At 71.9% G+C, this 17,129-nt stretch carries 14 protein-coding genes; 8 read left to right on the top strand and 6 right to left on the bottom strand.

Features of this window, described 5'->3' with window-relative positions; genetic code table 11:
* Window positions 1-103: 103 nt before the first annotated feature.
* Genes BM093_RS23125 through BM093_RS23115 form a run of 3 tightly spaced genes read right to left on the bottom strand, consistent with a single transcriptional unit; the run spans window position 104 to window position 3,674 of the window.
* Entirely contained in the window at window positions 104-1,504 is a 1,401-nt protein-coding gene (locus BM093_RS23125; RefSeq protein WP_093349091.1) for a gamma-glutamylcyclotransferase family protein, read from the bottom strand.
* Between the two features lie 54 nt (window positions 1,505-1,558).
* Window positions 1,559-1,810 (bottom strand): hypothetical protein, encoded by a 252-nt coding sequence (locus BM093_RS23120; RefSeq protein WP_093349086.1) that lies wholly within the window; start codon window positions 1,808-1,810, stop codon window positions 1,559-1,561.
* A gap of 10 nt (window positions 1,811-1,820) precedes the next feature.
* Window positions 1,821-3,674 carry a sigma-54-dependent Fis family transcriptional regulator gene (locus tag BM093_RS23115; RefSeq protein WP_245773737.1) on the bottom strand — a complete coding sequence of 618 codons (1,854 nt, stop codon included), beginning with the start codon at window positions 3,672-3,674 and terminating at the stop codon, window positions 1,821-1,823.
* Between the two features lie 530 nt (window positions 3,675-4,204).
* Between BM093_RS23115 and BM093_RS23110 the strand changes: the two genes are divergently transcribed.
* From BM093_RS23110 to BM093_RS23085, 6 genes are all read left to right on the top strand, one after another.
* Window positions 4,205-5,854, top strand: a complete 1,650-nt coding sequence (locus BM093_RS23110) for a ferritin family protein (protein ID WP_177238653.1) — start codon at window positions 4,205-4,207, stop codon at window positions 5,852-5,854.
* A 213-nt stretch (window positions 5,855-6,067) separates the two neighbouring features.
* Window positions 6,068-7,120 carry an FAD-binding oxidoreductase gene (locus tag BM093_RS23105; RefSeq protein WP_093349076.1) on the top strand — a complete coding sequence of 351 codons (1,053 nt, stop codon included), beginning with the start codon at window positions 6,068-6,070 and terminating at the stop codon, window positions 7,118-7,120.
* Complete coding sequence (locus BM093_RS23100; RefSeq protein ID WP_093349071.1) at window positions 7,120-8,328, top strand: ferritin family protein; 1,209 nt, start codon at window positions 7,120-7,122, stop codon at window positions 8,326-8,328. The genes BM093_RS23105 and BM093_RS23100 overlap by 1 nt, the downstream gene beginning before the upstream one ends.
* On the top strand, window positions 8,325-8,684 hold the full coding sequence (gene mimD, locus BM093_RS23095) for a propane 2-monooxygenase effector subunit MimD (protein WP_425439194.1): 360 nt from the start codon (window positions 8,325-8,327) through the stop codon (window positions 8,682-8,684). Before BM093_RS23100 ends, mimD begins: the two co-directional genes overlap by 4 nt.
* A gap of 209 nt (window positions 8,685-8,893) precedes the next feature.
* Window positions 8,894-10,582, top strand: a complete 1,689-nt coding sequence (gene groL, locus BM093_RS23090) for a chaperonin GroEL (protein WP_093349066.1) — start codon at window positions 8,894-8,896, stop codon at window positions 10,580-10,582.
* Window positions 10,583-10,657: 75 nt separating this feature from the next.
* On the top strand, window positions 10,658-11,818 hold the full coding sequence (locus tag BM093_RS23085; protein WP_093349061.1) for an amidohydrolase family protein: 1,161 nt from the start codon (window positions 10,658-10,660) through the stop codon (window positions 11,816-11,818).
* A 39-nt stretch (window positions 11,819-11,857) separates the two neighbouring features.
* Here BM093_RS23085 and BM093_RS23080 read toward each other — a convergent pair whose 3' ends face one another.
* Window positions 11,858-12,388, bottom strand: a complete 531-nt coding sequence (locus BM093_RS23080) for a PadR family transcriptional regulator (protein WP_093349058.1) — start codon at window positions 12,386-12,388, stop codon at window positions 11,858-11,860.
* A 73-nt stretch (window positions 12,389-12,461) separates the two neighbouring features.
* On the opposite strand from BM093_RS23080, the gene BM093_RS23075 reads away from it, so the two are divergent.
* Together BM093_RS23075 and BM093_RS23070 are read left to right on the top strand one after the other, a co-directional pair.
* Complete coding sequence (locus BM093_RS23075) at window positions 12,462-13,871, top strand: carotenoid oxygenase family protein (RefSeq protein WP_093349053.1); 1,410 nt, start codon at window positions 12,462-12,464, stop codon at window positions 13,869-13,871.
* Entirely contained in the window at window positions 13,868-14,509 is a 642-nt protein-coding gene (locus BM093_RS23070) for a VC0807 family protein (protein WP_093349049.1), read from the top strand. The genes BM093_RS23075 and BM093_RS23070 overlap by 4 nt, the downstream gene beginning before the upstream one ends.
* 12 nt (window positions 14,510-14,521) lie before the next feature.
* Here BM093_RS23070 and solA read toward each other — a convergent pair whose 3' ends face one another.
* Window positions 14,522-15,697 carry an N-methyl-L-tryptophan oxidase gene (gene solA, locus BM093_RS23065; RefSeq protein WP_093349044.1) on the bottom strand — a complete coding sequence of 392 codons (1,176 nt, stop codon included), beginning with the start codon at window positions 15,695-15,697 and terminating at the stop codon, window positions 14,522-14,524.
* Window positions 15,694-17,055: a sodium/glutamate symporter gene (locus tag BM093_RS23060; protein ID WP_093349039.1), complete on the bottom strand. Its 1,362-nt coding sequence runs from the start codon at window positions 17,053-17,055 to the stop codon at window positions 15,694-15,696. Before BM093_RS23060 ends, solA begins: the two co-directional genes overlap by 4 nt.
* Window positions 17,056-17,129 lie beyond the last annotated feature (74 nt).

Genomic DNA, 17,129 nt, shown 5'->3' with positions numbered 1-17,129 from the left:
GGGCCCGGTGTCGTACGGGCGGGCCGTGGTTGTACGACGGCGGTGGTTGTACGAGTGCTGTGGTTGTACGACGGCGGTGGCTGTACGACGGCCGTGGCCGTCGTCAGCGCGCCGCCCAGCCGCGGGCCAGCGGGGTGAGCCCGGCGCGCGAGGCCGTCCACAGCCACGCCCAGCAGACGGTCCCGTCGGCGACGACCACCCGGATCCGCCGGTACTGCGGGCCCTCGTACTCGTCGAGCGCCGGGAGCGCCGCCTGCGGGTCGCTCAGCTCCACCACGTGCCCCGGTGCGCCCCCGGCGGCGGCACCGGCGGTGTCCAGGGTCAGAGCCGGGTAGCCGCACCCGGTGTCGGCGACCGTCCCATGCTGCAGGGTCGCCGGGTACGGCGGCCGGTGCGGGGCCGCGTGCTCCTGCAGCAGCGGCCAGGCGGCCTGCCCGGGCATCAGTGAGCCGTAGACGAACACGCGCGGCGGCCACTGCTGCGGCGCCGGGACACCGTCGACGGTCGCGGCGTCGAGCCCGTCCGGGCCGGGGACGCCGGCGAGTGCGACGCTGCCGGCCTGGTCGAGTGCGGTGCAGGGGACCGCGGAACCGTCGACGAGCAGCGGCCGGCGGTCGGTGCGCGGGTTCCCGGTCGGTTCGTCGGGAGCAAGGTAGGCCCAGGGACGGTCGATCACCCCGGCCGGTGCGCCGCCGTCGAGTACCGCGGCCGGTGCGCCGTCGTCGAGTACTGCGGCCGGAGTGCCGTCGTCGAGCACTCCGATCGGTGCGTCGTTGCCGGGCACCGCGGGTGGAGCACCGCCGTCTAGCACCGCGGGTGGAGCACCGTCGTTGAGCGCTGCGGGCGGAGCGCCGCCGTCGAGCGCTGCGGGCGGAGCGCCGTCGTCGAGCACCGTGACCGCCCCGGTGGCGACCCGGGCCAGCCGGTAGATCGGCGGGTCGACGTCGCGGCCCTCGACGGTGTCGAGCGCGGCGAACTGGTGCGGTTCGACCATCCAGACGGCGTGCGTCTCGACAGTGCCGGGCGCGGCGGCGAGCGTGGCCGGGCGCTGGTCGTCGACCAGCCGCAGGCCCGCCGACCACACGGCGGACAGGCCCTCCACCCGCACCCGCAGCACGACGACGGGGCCGGTCAGCCCGCGTTCGGCGCGCATCCAGGCGATCTTCGACGGGCACACGTTCGACCCGTAGGCCAGCACCGGAACCCGCCCCGACATCGGTGCGGCCCCGTGGTCGGCCAGCCACGCGTCCAGGCACCGCCCCGCGAGCCGCCACCCGGACGGCGCCGACCGGTCCGCGTGCAACGGGAGGCTGCCGCCGTCGTCGTCGCACACCTCGTCCGGGCGCCGCACAGGCCCGAGCCCGTGCGGCGCGCCCGGTACCTGTGCGGCGGGGTCCGCCTGTGCGGTGGCGACGTGGACGAACGAGACGGCCGGCCGCGCACCGGGGTAGGGGTCCGCGGGAAAGGCGGAGTCCGGCCACGGTGGTGCGGTCTCCGGCTCCATGGACAGGCACCGTAGATCACCGCCACCGGGCCCGCACCCGGCTCGCCCGCCGCGTCAGCGCGGGGAGCGGCCCCGGGCGTGGGCCCGGCGCAGCAGCGCCGCGGTCAGCATCATCAGCCCGAGGACGACGAGCACCCCGACGACCAGCCGCAGCCAGCCCGGCGCCGCGTCGGGCAGCAGCAGCGGCACGACGAACACGCCGACCAGCGAGCAGCTCAGCGCGACCAGGGCCAGCAGCGGTGCGGGCGCGCCCGGCGGGAACGCCAGCAGGCGTACGAGCGGGTGCCGCCGAGCCGGATCGGACATGCCGCGCAGGCTACCCGGAGCCGGCGGCCCCCTCCGGAACCGCGATCCCGTACCCACGGATCTTGCGGTAGATCGTCGCCCGGCTCATCCCCAGCCGCCGGGCCGCCTCGGCCTTGTTGCCGTCGGCGTCGAGCAGCGCGTCGACGATCGCGTCGCACTCGATCGACTCCAGCGGCGTCAGCACCCGGCGGGTGAGCGCCCGGGTCTCCGGCGGGAGGTCCTCCACCCGGATCGTCCCGGTCCGCCGGCGGGCCACGACCTTGCGGAGCACCTGGTAGAGCTGGTCGACATTGCCCGGCCAGCGGTTGCGCATCAGCACCCGCAGCGCCTCCGGCGAGCAGGTGAGGTCGCTGCCCCGGGTCAGGCGGGCCAGCAGGTACGGCACGAGCTCGCCGACGTCCTCGACGTGGTGGCGCAGCGGCGGCACCTCGATCGTGCGGGGGAACGCCCGCAGCAGCGCCGCGACCTCCGGGGACTCGACCGGGTGGTCGGCCCCGTCGGGCGAGGCCGCCCGCGTCGCGACCACCCACGGCCGCTCGTGGTCGGTGGACTCGCGCACCGGCTCCAGGGCCTCGGCCAGGGCGGTCGCGGCAGCTGGGGAGAGCTTCTCGACATCGCGCAGGATCAGCGTCCCGTCGGCGCCGGACAGCTCGTCGGACACCTCCGCCAGCCAGCGCGGGCAGAAGTCGGCCGAGTCCAGCACCCGCACGTGCCCGGCGGGGGAGTGCAGGTGGTGGGTGGCCCGGGCCAGGGTGGTCCGCCCCGATCCGGGCTCGCCCTGCAGCACCACCCACTCCTTGGTGCGGAAGTGCCGGTCCACCGTCTGGGCGCACTTGGTCCAGAGTGCGCCCGAGCCGACGGCGGTGGGCAGCGCGGTGGTGATCGTCGGGGCCGACATCGACCGCCCGACCGTCTCCCGGTGGGTCATCGCCACCTGGACGACCCCGCCCGCGGAGCCGGGCTCGCTCCAGCTCGGCCGGCACTGGACCCGCGCGGTCGCGCCGCTGGGCAGGTCCATCACGATCTGCCGGCTGCGGCCGGTCTGCAGGGCGTCGGACGCCCCGGCGAGCAGGGCCACCTGGTCCCCGGGGGCGATGAGCTCGCGCGCCCGGTCGTTCATCATCATCAGGTCGTCGCCGACGGCGAGCACGGCCACGTTCCCGGCGCGCTGGACAGCGGCGAGGTAGTCGTGCAGCAGGGTCAGCTCGTGCCGGCCGGACGCCGCGAGCAGGGCCTCCTCGATCCGCCGCGCGGTGGAGGCGACGGTCGCCATCATCAGCGCGTTCGCCTCGCGCCGCCAGCAGGTCAGGTCGATGACGCCGAGCACCTTGCCGGTGATCGGGTGCCGGATCGGGGCGCCCGCGCAGGCCAGGTTCTCGAGGTGCTCGACGAAGTGCTCGTGGCCGAACACCTCGGTCGGCCGGCGTCCCTCCAGCGCGGTGCCGATGCCGTTCGTGCCGACGTGGCGCTCGGCGTAGGAGAAGCCGGGCGCGAGCCAGACCCGGTCGAGGTGCTGGCGCAGCGACGAGTCGCCGGTCCGCCGGTCCAGGACGACGCCGTCGTGATCACAGAGGATCAGGCTCACCGGCTCCGTCGTGAACTGGTCGCACAGCTCGGCCATGATCGGCTTGGCGGCGCGTACCAGCTGGCTGTCGGTCTCCCACTCGAGCTCGGGGAGGTCGATCGCGTCGGCCGGCACGTCCATGTCCCGCGACCGGATCCAGGACGCCATGATCGGCGGCCGGACGGAGTCCGGTGAGACGTCGGCGCGGTGCAGGAAGGCCTCGCGCGCGGCGGCGATCCGCTCGGCCGTGGCGGTCGACGTCGCGGAACCCGCGAGAAGATCGCTGGTCGGGCCGTCCACGGGGTGTCGCGGGTCTGTCGGTCCATCCGTCCCGGAGCCGCCCCGCGCGCCGTCGGGCAGGGGTCTCACACGCGGCCTCCTCGCCTGCATCGAGATCGGGAACCACACCTCGCATCCGGATTCTGAGCAGCGGTGACCTGCTCCGGATGCAGCTGTGACGGCGACGGTACGCGCCGTGCAAGCAAGATCACCAGACGTGGTCACCGGCCTGCGTCTCATATTGAGACCTCCGTCACCAACCTGAGCCGGTGTGATTCGCAGCACGGGACGACCGGCAGTCGAACGCGGGACCCACTCGCGCCTCGGATGTCGACCGCCCCGCGACCGATCTCCAACCCGGGGCACCCGCGCTCGCCCCGAGGTCCGGCGGTCGGGCGAGCAGGACCCGTACGACCCGCGCACTGTCCCCGAGCCGGGGAGCCCGCGCAGTGCCGGACGGACGGATCCGCGACAACCGCACGCACGACCGGTTCGGACCGAAATCCGACCACCACCCACCACCGTGAGGAGACGACGTGAGTCGGCAGAGCTTGGCGAAGGCTCACCAGAAGATCCAGGAACTCTCCTGGGAGCCGCTGTACCACGAGCCGTACATGAAGTACGGAACCGACTACACCTTCCGGAAGTCCGCGAAGAAGGACCCGCTCAAGCAGGTCCTCCGGTCGTACTTCCCGATGGAGGAGGAGAAGGACAACCGCGTCTACGGCGCCCAGGACGGTGCCATCCGCGGCAACATGTTCCGGCAGGTGCAGGAGCGCTGGCTGGAGTGGCAGAAGCTCTTCCTGTCGATCATCCCGTTGCCGGAGATCTCGGCGGCGCGCTCGATGCCGATGCTGTTCCACGTGGTTCCGAACCCGGAGCTGCACAACGGCCAGGCGATCCAGATGATCGACGAGGTTCGGCACAGCACGATCCAGCAGAACCTCAAGCGCCTGTACATGAACAACTACATCGACCCGGCGGGCTTCAACAACTCGCTGAAGAACTTCCAAACGGACTACTGCGGCACCATCGGCCGCCAGTTCGCCGAGGGGTTCATCACCGGTGACGCGATCACCGCGGCGTCGATCTACCTGACCATCGTCGCGGAGACCGCCTTCACGAACACGCTGTTCGTGGCGATGCCGGCGGAGGCGGCCGCCAACGGCGACTACCTGCTGCCGACGGTGTTCCACTCGGTGCAGTCCGACGAGTCGCGGCACATCTCGAACGGCTACGCGACCCTGCTGATGGCGCTGTCCGACGAGGACAACCGGCTGCTGCTCGAGCGCGACCTGCGCTACGCGTGGTGGAACAACCACCGCGTGGTCGACGCCGCGATCGGTACCTTCATCGAGTACGGCACGAAGGACCGCCGCAAGGAGCGCGAGTCCTACGCGGAGATGTGGCGTCGCTGGATCTACGACGACTACTACCGCTCGTACCTGCTGCCGCTGGAGAAGTACGGCCTGGTCATCCCGCACGACCTGGTCGAGGAGTCCTGGAACCAGATCTGGAACAAGGGCTACGTCCACGAGGTCGCGCAGTTCTTCGCCACCGGTTGGCTCGCCAACTACTGGCGGATCGACGGCATGACCGACGAGGACTTCGAGTGGTTCGAGTACAAGTACCCGGGCTGGTACGACCGCTACGGCAAGTGGTGGGAGAACTACAACCGCCTCGCCAAGCCGAACGGTCACCACGCGATCGTCGCGGAGGACGTCAACTACGTCTACCCGCACCGTTGCTGGACCTGCATGGTCCCGTGCCTGGTGCGTGAGGACATGGTGATGGACAAGGTCGACGGCCAGTGGCGGACCTACTGCCACGAGATGTGCCACTGGACCGACGCCGAGGCCTTCCGGCCCACCTACCAGGGCCGCGAGACCCCGAACATGGGCAAGCTCGTCGGTCACCGTGAGTGGGAGACGCTGTACCACGGCTGGAACTGGGCCGACGTCGTCAAGGACATGGGCCACGTGCGCGACGACGGTCACACGCTGACCGCCCAGCCGCACCTGGACCTGGACCCGAAGAAGATGTGGACCCTGGACCACATGCGCCGCATGCCCACCTTCGCGAGCCCGAACGTGGTGCTCAACGAGATGAGCGACGACGAGCGCACGGCGTTCGCGGCGGACTACGTCCGTCAGGGACCGGCTGGCCGGCCTGCAGGTGAGGGCGAGCACCTGAAGGCCTGAGGCGCCTGAGCGCGGGTCAGGCGAGGGGGGAGGGCTCCCGTCGTGCCATGACGGGGCCCTCCTCCCGCGGTCCGGCCGGGGGGTCGTCTTCCCCGGCCGGACCACCCCGCCCGCCACGGGCATCCGGGACGTGTGTGGCCGGAAATGTCCGATAAGTCTTTTTTATCGCGCCGGTCGCACGGTGCTTCACGTCAGAGAGGTGGTTCGTAGACCGTGGGTGACAAACACGTCGTACGGTTCGAGCCGGTCGGCATCGAGATCGAGGTCGACGAGGACACCAACATCCTCCGCGGTGCCGCCGAGGCAGGCGTGCAGCTCATGCACGGCTGCAAGGAGGGCCAGTGCTCGGCCTGCAAGTCGTTCGTCCTCGAGGGCGAGGACATCGAGTACGACAGCTACTCGACCTTCGCGCTCCCCGACTTCGAGAAGGAAGAGGGCCAGACGCTCCTCTGCCGGGCACACGCGTACGAGGACCTGGTGATCGAGCTCCTCAACTACGACGAGGAGGTCATCCGCTCCGGGCTCCCGCTGACCCGGGGTGAGGTCGAGATCGTCTCGATCGACGCCGTCACCCATGACATGCGTCATCTGACGGTGAAGCTGGTGGAGCCGACGGAGATCAAGTTCTTCCCGGGCCAGTACATGGACTTCACCATCCCGGGGACGGAGGAGACGCGGTCGTTCTCGATGGCCAACATCCCCAACCGGGACGGCCTGTTCGAGTTCGTCATCAAGATCTACGAGGGCGGGCTGTTCGGCACCTGGCTCGACACGCAGGCCGCTGTGGGGGACCGCCTGCAGGTCGAGGCGCCGTTCGGGACGTTCACCCTGCGGGACAGCCGGACCTCCGACCTGATCTTCGTCGGCGGCGGGGCCGGCATGTCGCCGGTGCTGTCCCTGATGCGGTCGATGGCCGAGCGCGGGATCGAGCGCAAGGCCACCTTCTACTACGGCGCCAGGACCCAGAAGGACCTGTGCTTCGAGAAGGAGATCGCCGACCTGGCCCCGCAGCTCACGGACTTCCGTTTCGTCCCCGCGTTGTCCGAGCCGGACGAGGCCGACTGGGCGGGAGAGACAGGACTGATCACCGAGGTGGTCAAACGCATGGAACCCGATCTGAAGGGAGCCGATGCCTACGTCTGCGGTCCGCCGCCCATGGTCGACGCGGCGATCGCGACGCTGACCCAGCTGGGTGTGAGCGAGCAAAACATCTTCTACGACAAGTTCACCACGACCGGTGAACAAGAAGGCGAGGTCGGACACTAATGGCACAGCCCACCACCACAGCGGATAGCTCGTCCGGTTCGCAGCGCAGCGTTCCCAAGCCCGTCTTCACCGACGCGGAGGCCGGAGCGCGGGAGTTCCCGGACTCGAGTGCGAGTGCGCGCCGCTACAACTACTTCAAGCCCGCCAAGCGCAAGCAGACGCACTACGAGGACGTCACGGTCGAGGTTCAGCCGGACCCCCGGCACTACCTCGCGCAGGGCTGGATCTACGGCTTCGCCAACGGCGAGGGCGGCTACCCGCTGCACTGGACCAAGCTGAAGGCCTGGGGCGTCGACGACCCGGAGCCCGCCCGCGGCATCGGTACCGGCGCGCTGCACGTGCAGGACTGGCCGGCGCACGGCTGGCACGAGTTCCGTGACCCCAACGAGGAGTGGGAGCAGTCCCTCTTCCGGTACAACGCGAACGTCGTCCGTCAGCTCACCCAGAACATCGAGAACGCGCGCAACTCCAAGGCGTTCGAGCTGTGGAACCCGAACTGGACCACGTTCGTCGAGCGCAACGTCGGTGCCTGGATGCACATCGAGCACATCCTCGGCCTGTACGTCTTCGCCGCCAACGAGCGGTCGGCGCCGACCAACATGCACAACACGGCACTCGCCGCGAACTCCACCCGCAAGATCCGGTTCGCCCAGGACCTGGCGCTCTACAACCTGACGCTCTCCGAGGAGATCGACGGGTTCGACGGCTCCGCGCACCTGGACGCCTGGAACAACGCACCGGAGTGGCAGGGCGCCCGCAAGCTGGTCGAGGCGCTCCCCGCGGTCCAGGACGACTGGGGCGAGGCGGTCTTCGCGGCGAACGTCGTGTTCGAGCCGCTGATCGGTGAGCTGTTCCGGTCGAACCTCGTCATGCAGTCGGCCGCCACGAACGGCGACTTCGTGACCCCGACCGTCATGGGTGCCGGCGAGTACGACTACGCCATGCGGGACCTGCGCTGGACCGTCGCCTGCTTCGGCCCGCTGACCAAGGACCGTGAGTTCGCCGACCACAACCGCGAGCTCATGGGCGGCTGGCTGCGGAACTACGTCCCGCAGGCACTCGAGGCGGCACGGACGATGCAGCCGATGTGGTCCCAGTCCGACTCGAAGCCGCCGACGTTCGAGGACTCCCTCGACCGTGCGAAGAACCGGTTCGCCGGGATCTGCACCGATCTCGGTCTCGACGTCCCCGAGGAGCTGAAGCAGTGACCACCGAAAGCTCGTTCAAGCAGGACAGCACTGCCTCGAACATGTGCGGTTTCACCCTGATGAACAACCAGGTCGGCGCGATCATCGCGACCGTCATGGACCGTCAGGACAACGTGACCGTCACGCACCTGCCCTCGATGATCCGCATCGACGGCGAGGGCGTGTTCGAGGTCGACTACGCCGCGCTCGACGAGGAGGCCGGCGAGGAGGAGGGCTGGTTCGACGCCGCCGAGTTCGAGGAGAACATGTCGACCCACTACGGGCGCATGGTGCACCTCGACGACAAGACGATCATGTTCGCCAACCCTGAGGACGCGGCCGAGTACATCGACTTCGACCTGAAGCCGGTGCACTGACCGAGCGCCCTCGCCCACCCGGCTCCGTATCACCGAGCCGCTGACGCACCGCGCCGCCCGGGACGACGACCCGGCGCGGGCCCACCACACCCGAGCCGGCTCGGGCGGTGCGGTGCTGCATCTGAGCGAACCCTCGCGCGGCGAGCGTCCGCTCCGTTGATCCACACCCCGCGCAACTGGACCGACTTTTTCCTCCGGGAGGACACACCATGGCCAAGGAACTCCGCTTCGGCGCCGAGGGCCGCCACCTGCTGCAGGCCGGCGTCGACCAGCTCGCCGAAGCCGTCAAGAGCACGCTCGGCCCCAAGGGCCGCAACGTCATCCTGGAGAAGATCACGGGCTCGCCCGAGGTCACGAACGACGGTGTCACCATCGCCCGCGAGATCCACCTGCGCGACCCGTTCGAGAACATGGGCGCCCAGATCGTCAAGGAAGCCGCGGTCAAGACCAACGACACCGTCGGTGACGGCACCACCACGGCGACCGTCATCGCCCAGGCGATCGTCCGTGAGGGGATGGCCGCGATCGGACGCGGCGGGAACCCGGTGCTGGTCAAGCGGGGTATCGACCTCGCCGTCGGGGCACTGGTCGAGCGGCTGCAGTCCGTCTCGCACCCGGTCAGCACCGAGGAGGACTACGCCCGGGTCGCGTCGATCTCCGCGAACGACGACTGGACGATCGGCAACGTCGTCGCCAAGGCGCTGCACACCGTCGGCGACGACGGCGTCGTGACCATCGACGACTCCCCGGTCGGCGGCGTCTCGGTGGACTTCGTCGAGGACTTCGAGTTCGACAACGGCTACATCTCGCCGTACATGGTGACCAACCCGGGCACGCTCGAGGCGATCGTCGAGGACCCCTACATCCTCTTCTCCGCGGGGAAGATCAAGGATGTCCAGGAGATCATGCCGGTGCTGGACCGGATCATGCGCAACGAGCGCCGTCCCCTGGTGATCATCGCCGAGGCGGTCGAGGGCACCGCCCTGCAGATGCTGGTGCACAACCACGTCAACGGGCACTTCCAGGCCGTCGCGATCCAGGCCCCCGGCTTCGGGGAGAAGCGCATCCACCTGCTCGAGGACATGGCCGCGCTGTGCGGTGGCCAGGTGCACTCGAAGAGCTCGTCGTTCTCGCTCGAGCAGATCGACATCGAGCACCTCGGCCGTGCCACGCAGGTGCGGGTGAACAGCGAGAACACCACGATCATCGGGGGCCTCGGGGACCGGCAGAAGCTGGAGTACCGGCTCTCCCAGCTGCGTGCCGAGCTCGGCCGGGCCACGATCGGCACCGACGAGGACTTCTTCTCCGACCGGATCGCCCGGCTGTCCGGCAAGGCCGCGATCATCTCGGCCGGCGCCCCGACGAACGCCGAGGCCCGCGAGGTGCGGCACCGTGTCGACGACGCGCTGCAGGCCACCCGGGCCGCGGTCGCCGAGGGCATCGTCGCCGGTGGCGGCTCGGCCCTGCTGCACGCCGAGCCCGCGCTGGACGCGCTCGACGTCAACGGTGACTACCGGATCGGCGTCGAGATCGTCCGGCACGCGCTGACCGAGCCGGCGCACCTGATCGCCATGAACGCCGGGTACGACGGCGACGAGGTGGTCAAGCAGGTCACGACGATGGCGGTCGACGAGGGATTCGACGCCCTCGAGGGCCGCTTCGGGAACATGGTCGAGATGGGCATCATCGACCCGCTGCGCGTGGTCCGCTCCGCCCTGCAGAACGGCGCCTCGGTGGCCGGCCTGATCCTCACCACGAACTCGCTGGTGGCCGAGGAGCAGACGCCCTGGAACAAGTCGCTGATGACCGAGTTCGGCCAGCTCGACGACGGTATCCCGCAGCCCGACCCGGACTCGAGCACGCCGCAGTCGCTCGGCATGGGTCCGCAGGTCGGCTGAGCGACCGCAGCCGTCGCATCCCGGCCCGGCACGGTGCGTCAGCGCCGGGCCGGGCCGGTCCGTGGAAGTGGAGGGGTGGTCGAATTGGACCGGTGCTGCGGGGGTGTCCCGTTCGTCGTGGACGCCCAGGTCCACGGCTGGGACGGGCGTCCGCACAACCAGGCGGGCCCGGCCGGTGAGCAGTTCGTCGCCGACCTCCACCACCGGCACCGGATGGTCGACCCGTCGCCGCGCCCGCTGTCGTCGGACGCGTTCGGCCTGGTCACCCCGGACGCGCTGGCCGCGCACGTGCTCTCGGCGGTCGACCGTGCGGTGCTGGTCCCGGCGACCTACGACGACCTGTTCGTGCTCGGCTTCGCCGCGCCCGCCTGGCACGCCGAGCTGGCCGAGGAGCACCCCGGACGGCTGGTGCTCGCCGGCGAGATCGACCCCGCGGACCGGGACCGGGCACGGGGGATCGGGGGCCAGGTCGCCCGGGGTGGGTTCCGGGCGCTGAACGTGCTCCCCGCGCGTCGTCCGGAGACCGCCGTCCCGCTGCACGCGCCGTGGCTGCGCCGCACCCTGATCCGCGCCGAGCAGGCGGGCGCCGCGGTGGTGCATCTCGGCGTCGCCCCCACCGCACGGCCGCCCGAGGGTGCCCCGGACTGGGCGCACGCCGGAGTGGTCGAGGCCGGCGAGGCCGCACCGCGCCCGCGCTGGCCGTCCTGGGCGGAGCCGGTACGCGCCGGGTCGGCGCTGCCGGTCCGGGCCCGTACGGCGGGCCCGCTGCCGGCCGGCTCGGTGGACGTCGCCGAGGTGCGTGAGCTCGCCGCGGCGCTGCCCCGGGTCCGCTTCGTGCTGGGCGCGGCCTCGGCCCCGACGGCCGCGCTCGCCCGGCTGGCCCGGCTGCCCAACGTGTACGTGCTGCTGACCGACCTGCTGATCGCGCTGCGCCGCAACCCCGAGCCGGCCGCGGTCGCGCTGGGCGAGCTCCTCGCCGCGTACGGGCCGGACCGGCTGATGTTCGGCAGCGGCTACCCGCTGGTGCGCCCGGCCCGGCTGATCCGGGACCTGATGACCTTCCGCTACCCGGAATCGCTGCGCGGGGCCTATCCCGAGCTCGACGACGACGTCCGCGAGGCCCTGCTCGGCGGTACGGCGGCCCGGCTCTACGGCCTGGACCTGCCGCACAGCCCGAGCACCACCGGGGCCCCGGCCCCGCGCCCGGTCGCGGCCGGCCGCGCACCCCGCCGGTAGCCGGCCCCGCCGCGGGCGTCCGCCGGGCCCGCACCGGTGTCAGCCCTCGGCGCGCAGCCGGTCGGCCGCCCACCGGGCCCAGTCCCGGACCGCCTCGTACTGGCGGACCCCGAACTCGGCCGCGAGCTGTCCGAACCCCTCGGCGCCGTGCATCGGCGCACCGTCGGGGTGCTCGGCGCGGACCTTCCGCAGCTCCGCGGCGGATTCGTCGGTGCTCTCGGCCATCCGGTCCAGCAGCGACAGCGCGTCCTCGCGGGGCAGCGCGGAGATCAGGAACATCCGCAGCACGTGCTCGTTGCGGACCTTCGCGTCGGCCGGTGGCGCCATCATCCAGCGGCGCAGCTCGGTCCGCCCGGCGTCGGTCACGCTGTAGGTCTTCGCGCCGCGCGGGCCGAGCGCGGTGACCTCGATCAGCCCGGACCCGGCCATCCGGTTCAGCTCGGGGTAGACGCTGGTGTGCCCGGCCTGCCAGGCGTAGCGCCCGAGGTCGCCCTCGAAGTACTTGGCCAGCTCGTAGCCGGTGTTCGGCCCGACGGCGAGCAGTCCGAGCAACGCGTGCGGGAGCGACATGCCACCGACCCTACATGTCAGTAGCGACATGTCAGTATTGACATGTGAGGCGGCGGGGGTGGACCCTCCCTCCATGACGACGACCGGGCACGTTCCGAGCTACCTGCAGGGGCACCTGGCGCCGGTCCCCGACGAGATCACCGTCCGGGACCTGCCGGTGACCGGGTCGCTGCCACCCGAGCTGACCGGGCGCTACCTGCGCAACGGCCCCAACCCGCTGCCGGGCCACGACCCCGGGCACTGGTTCGCCGGGGCCGGGATGCTGCACGGCATCCGGCTCCGTGGGGGACGTGCCGAGTGGTACCGCAACCGCTGGGTGCGCACCCGGCTGCTGGAGGGCGAGCCGCACATCCGGCGGGACGGTACGTTCGACCTGACCGTCGGCCCCGCCAACACGCACGTGGTCGAGCACGCCGGACGGATCCTCGCGCTGGTCGAGAGCAGCTTTCCCTACGTCGTGACGCCCGAGCTCGAGACCGTCGGCCCGGACGACTTCGGCGGGCGTCTCACCACCGCGATGACCGCGCACCCGAAGACCGACCCGGTCACCGGTGACCTGCACTTCTTCGGTTACGGCGTGCTGCCGCCGTACCTGACCTACCACCGGCTCTCGGCCGCCGGTGAGCTCGTGACCAGCGCGGAGATCGCTGTCGGGGCGCCGTCGATGATGCACGACTTCGCGATCACCGACCGGCACGCGGTCTTCCTCGACCTGCCGATGACGTTCCGGATGGCGGACGCGCAGCGCGGTGCGCTGCCGTTCCGGTGGGACGACGACTACGGCGCCCGGCTGGGTGTCATGCCGCTCGACCGGCCCGGCGAGGTCCGCTGGTTCGAGATCGACCCGTGCTTCGTCTTCCACGTCGGCAACGCCCACACCGACGAGCGCGGCCGCGTCGTCGTCGACGGCGCCCGCTACGCCCCGGCCGACGTCGCCGTCATGTGGCCGTCGCTGGGCGACGACCCGGCCGGGCCCGCCGCGACCGCGGCCGCGAGCGGGCAGGCGACCCTGCACCGGTGGGTCCTCGACCCCGCGGACGGGTCGGTCACCGAGTCCCCGCTCTCCGAGCTGGGGTGCGAGTTCCCGACCGTCGACGACGAGATCGTCGGCCGCCCGAACCGCTACACCTACGCCGTGGCCGACACCGGCCCGGACGGCGAGCCACGGGCCGCGGTCCTGCGGCACGACCGGGCCCGGGACGAGCTGACCGGGCACGAGCTGGGCCGCGACGTCGTCGCCGGGGAGGCGGTGTTCGTGCCGTCCGCGGCCCCGGACCGCGCCGAGGACGACGGCTGGCTGCTCTCGATCACGACGACCCGGGACGGGCGCGCCTCGGAGCTGCTGGTGCTGGACGCGACCGACGTCGCCGCCGCACCCGTCGCCCGGGTCGCGCTGCCGCGCGGGGTGCCGTCGGGCTTCCACGGTTCCTGGATCCCCGACCCGGGGACCGACGGATCGACCGCCCCGGCGGGCACCGCGTGAGCGCGCGGACCGCCGGACCGGCCGCCCGGGCCGAGCGCGGTGCGCTGCTGCGTGGCCTCGGCCTCGACGTCGCCCTGCCGGTCGGCGCCTACTACCTGCTGTACTCGCTGGGGGTGGGGGACTGGTGGGCGCTGCTCGCGGCGTCCGCGATCGCCGCCGCCCGGGTGGCCTGGTCGGCCGTGCGCACCCGCACGCTGAACCCGTTCGCGACCGTCATGCTGATCGTCTACGGCGTGGGGTTCCTGCTGGCCTTCGTCACCGGCGACGCCCGGACGCTGCTGCTGCGCACCTCGCTGATCACCGGGGCGGTCGGCGCCGTGTTCCTGGTGACGGCGGTCCGCGGCCGGCGCCCGCTGACCCTGGCCGCGATGCAGAGCTTCGCCCCGGCCCGGGCCGACGCGATCGAGCACGAGTACGCCACGGTGCCGCGGGCCCGCCGCGGGCACCGCGTCTCGTCGGCCGTCTGGGGGGTCGGCCTGATCGGCGAGGCCCTGCTGCGGCTGCCGGTGGTGTACCTGCTGCCGGTGCCCGTGGCGGTCGGCCTGTCGGAGGTCATGGCGATCGTGGTGCTGGGCGGGCTGGCCGGGTGGAACATCTGGTATGGCCGCCTGATGCGCGCCGGGTCGCCCGCGGGGTGAGCGCCGCCGCGCTCAGTGGTCCGCCGGAGCGGGAGCCGCTCCACCTCCGGGGGCGAATCGGGCAGGGAACCGGGCCGGGTCCATGCGGGCGATGTCGAAGCCGGTCCCGCCGCGCAGCGCGAGGTCCGCGGCGATCGAGCCGAACACCGGCGCCATCTTGAACCCGTGCCCGGAGAAGCCGGCCAGCACGATCACGTCCGGCATGCCGGGCACCGGCCCGATGAGCGCGGTCCGGTCGGCCGTGTAGCCGTCCAGATGGACCTCGTGCCGGATGGGCGAGGGGTGCAGGCCCGGCAGGAACCGCTGCACCGAGCGCATGACCGGGGCGATCGCGTCCTCGGGGAGGTCGCGGGTCAGTTCGCGGGCGTCGGTGAGCGGGGGCCACACGTCGGCGACCCCGGCCTTCACGGAGACGCCGTCCATCACCGGGCAGCCGAACAGGTGGTGACCGTCGGTGTCCCGGATGAACGCGGGGAAGACCCCCGGGTGGTAGGCGCGGACGTCGATCGGTGCGAACCAGGTCAGCACGATCGGCTTCGGCGTCACCTCCGCGGACGGGACGAGCTCGCGGACCCACGGTCCCGTCGTCACCACCGCCCGGCGGGCCCTCCAGGTGCGCTCTGCGGTGACGACGGCGACGCCGTCGTCCTCCGGCTCGACCGCCAGGACCGGTGTGCGTTCGAACAGCCGGGCGCCGGCCGTCCGGGCGAGGACCGCCGCGGTCAGGACGGCGAGCTCGGGCCGCAGCATCCCGCCCGCGGTGTCCAGGATCCCGATCTCCCCGGCAGCCGGGGCGTGCTGCGGGAACCGGTGGGCGAGCGCGTCCGGGTCGAGGGTCTCGTGCTCCAGGTCGTGTTCCTCGATCGAGGCGCGGACGTTGCGCATCGGGTCGATGTCCGGCAGGCCGATCGACAGGCAGCCGGTGGGTGTGAACAGCGGGCGTCCGGAGGCCCTGGTCAGCTCGACCCACATCTCGCGGGCACGTCGCAGCATCGGGACGTACTCGGAACCTTCGTGGTAGGCGGTCCGGAACAGCCTGGACTCCCCGCCGGCGGCGCCGCGGTCGTGCGCCACGCCGTACTGCTCGAAGCCGATCACATCGGCTCCGGCCCCGGTGAGCCGCCAGGCGGCCATCGAACCCATCGTGCCGAGGCCGATGACGGCGACGTCGGCGTCCCGGGCGCTCACGCGGATCCCTCCGGGGCACGGTCGGGGTCGGGGCCCCGGGGCCGGGTCCACCCGAACACGAACGGGAGGACGAGCGCGACGAGCCCGACGGCCGTCCACCCGACCGCGACCGTCCACCCCAGACCGGCGAGCACGAGCAACGGGGTGACCGCGATGCTGCCGGTCTCGAGCGGCGCCACCGGCAGGTAGGCCATCCCGAACTCCTCCAGGGTGCGACTGTCCAGATCGGGGTCGACCATGCGCAGCAACGCGACCGACGTCGCCACGGCCCCGGTGGCCCAGCCCCAGGTGAACAGCGACTTCTCGAACCAGGCGCCGTGCATGACCGCCGGCGCGACCCAGCGGAACATCGCGAGGTTGAGCGCGAGCGCGGCGACGAAGAGCAGCGCGAGCGGGAGCCAGTAGTCCGCGACCAGGCTGGGGGTGATCGAGGCGATGCCGCACACGATGAGCAGGTCGGTGCTGACCCCCGAGATGCTCTTGAGGGTGCGCTGGTCGCAGTACTCCCAGGCCGGGGTCCGGCGGGCCAGTGCCTTGACCACGAGGCCGGCCAGGAACGCGAGGACGAAGACCGGCGCGGACAGCGACGGTACGAGCAGCTCGACACCCTCGGCCGCGCCGTAACCGAGGACGGTGATCAGCGCGACCAGGCAGACCTGCAGGCCCAGCGGCTCGATCGAGGACGCGGAGGTGGTGGCGACACCGGTGGGCTCACGGCCACCGGGTGGGATCAGCCCGGTGCGCAGGGCCGCAGGGAGCTGGTCGAACCGGCCGAGCCGGTCGGTGTGCCCGCGCCGGGCGCCCCAGTTCGCGATGGCGATCCCGCCGACGATCCCGGCGAGCATGCCGACCGTGGCCGAGGTGAAGGCCAGCGAGCTCGCCCCGGCCCAACCGGCCTCGCCGAACACCGAGCCGACCGCGGCGGCGGAGCCGAAACCACCTGCCCAGCCCGCGAACAGCAGGAGCCCGAAGCCGTCCGGGGTGTCGAAGACCGGGACGAACAGGGCGTAGGCCAGCACCATCCCGAGCCCGACCTGCAGCGCGTACATGGCGACGGAGTACGCCGAGAACGCGGCGGTGGAACGGCCGAACCCGCGGGAGTGGGGATCGTCGCCGAGGCCCAGGCAGGCGAACACCACGGCGATCAGCACCGACGCGTAGGTTCCGAGCTGGTCGGAGAACGGCAGGACCCCCAGGACCTGTGGGCCGAGCAGCAGGCCGAGGAACCCGGCGACGACGCTCGCCGGGAGCATCAGCCGCTGCGCGGGCCCGACCCACCTCCGGACCAGCGTGCCCACGAGGAGCAGCCCGCCGATCAGGCCGGCGTCGACCACCAGGGACCAGGGTCCGTAGTCCATGCACACCTCCGTCCCGGAGGTCCTAGCAGGACGGACGGGGTGACCGGAAGACGTGCGCCGCACCGATCGGCGGG

The organism is Pseudonocardia ammonioxydans (assembly GCF_900115005.1).
GTDB lineage: Bacteria > Actinomycetota > Actinomycetes > Mycobacteriales > Pseudonocardiaceae > Pseudonocardia > Pseudonocardia ammonioxydans.
This window is presented reverse-complemented; position numbering and strand designations above follow the sequence as displayed.

Coding starts and splice junctions, on each gene's coding strand:
- BM093_RS23075 (WP_093349053.1), top strand. CDS start 12,462: ATGACGACGACCGGGCACGTTCCGAGCTACCTGCAGGGGCACCTGGCG.
- BM093_RS23060 (WP_093349039.1), bottom strand. CDS start 17,055: ATGGACTACGGACCCTGGTCCCTGGTGGTCGACGCCGGCCTGATCGGC.
- BM093_RS23100 (WP_093349071.1), top strand. CDS start 7,120: ATGGCACAGCCCACCACCACAGCGGATAGCTCGTCCGGTTCGCAGCGC.
- BM093_RS23125 (WP_093349091.1), bottom strand. CDS start 1,504: ATGGAGCCGGAGACCGCACCACCGTGGCCGGACTCCGCCTTTCCCGCG.
- BM093_RS23120 (WP_093349086.1), bottom strand. CDS start 1,810: ATGTCCGATCCGGCTCGGCGGCACCCGCTCGTACGCCTGCTGGCGTTC.
- groL (WP_093349066.1), top strand. CDS start 8,894: ATGGCCAAGGAACTCCGCTTCGGCGCCGAGGGCCGCCACCTGCTGCAG.
- BM093_RS23080 (WP_093349058.1), bottom strand. CDS start 12,388: ATGTCGCTCCCGCACGCGTTGCTCGGACTGCTCGCCGTCGGGCCGAAC.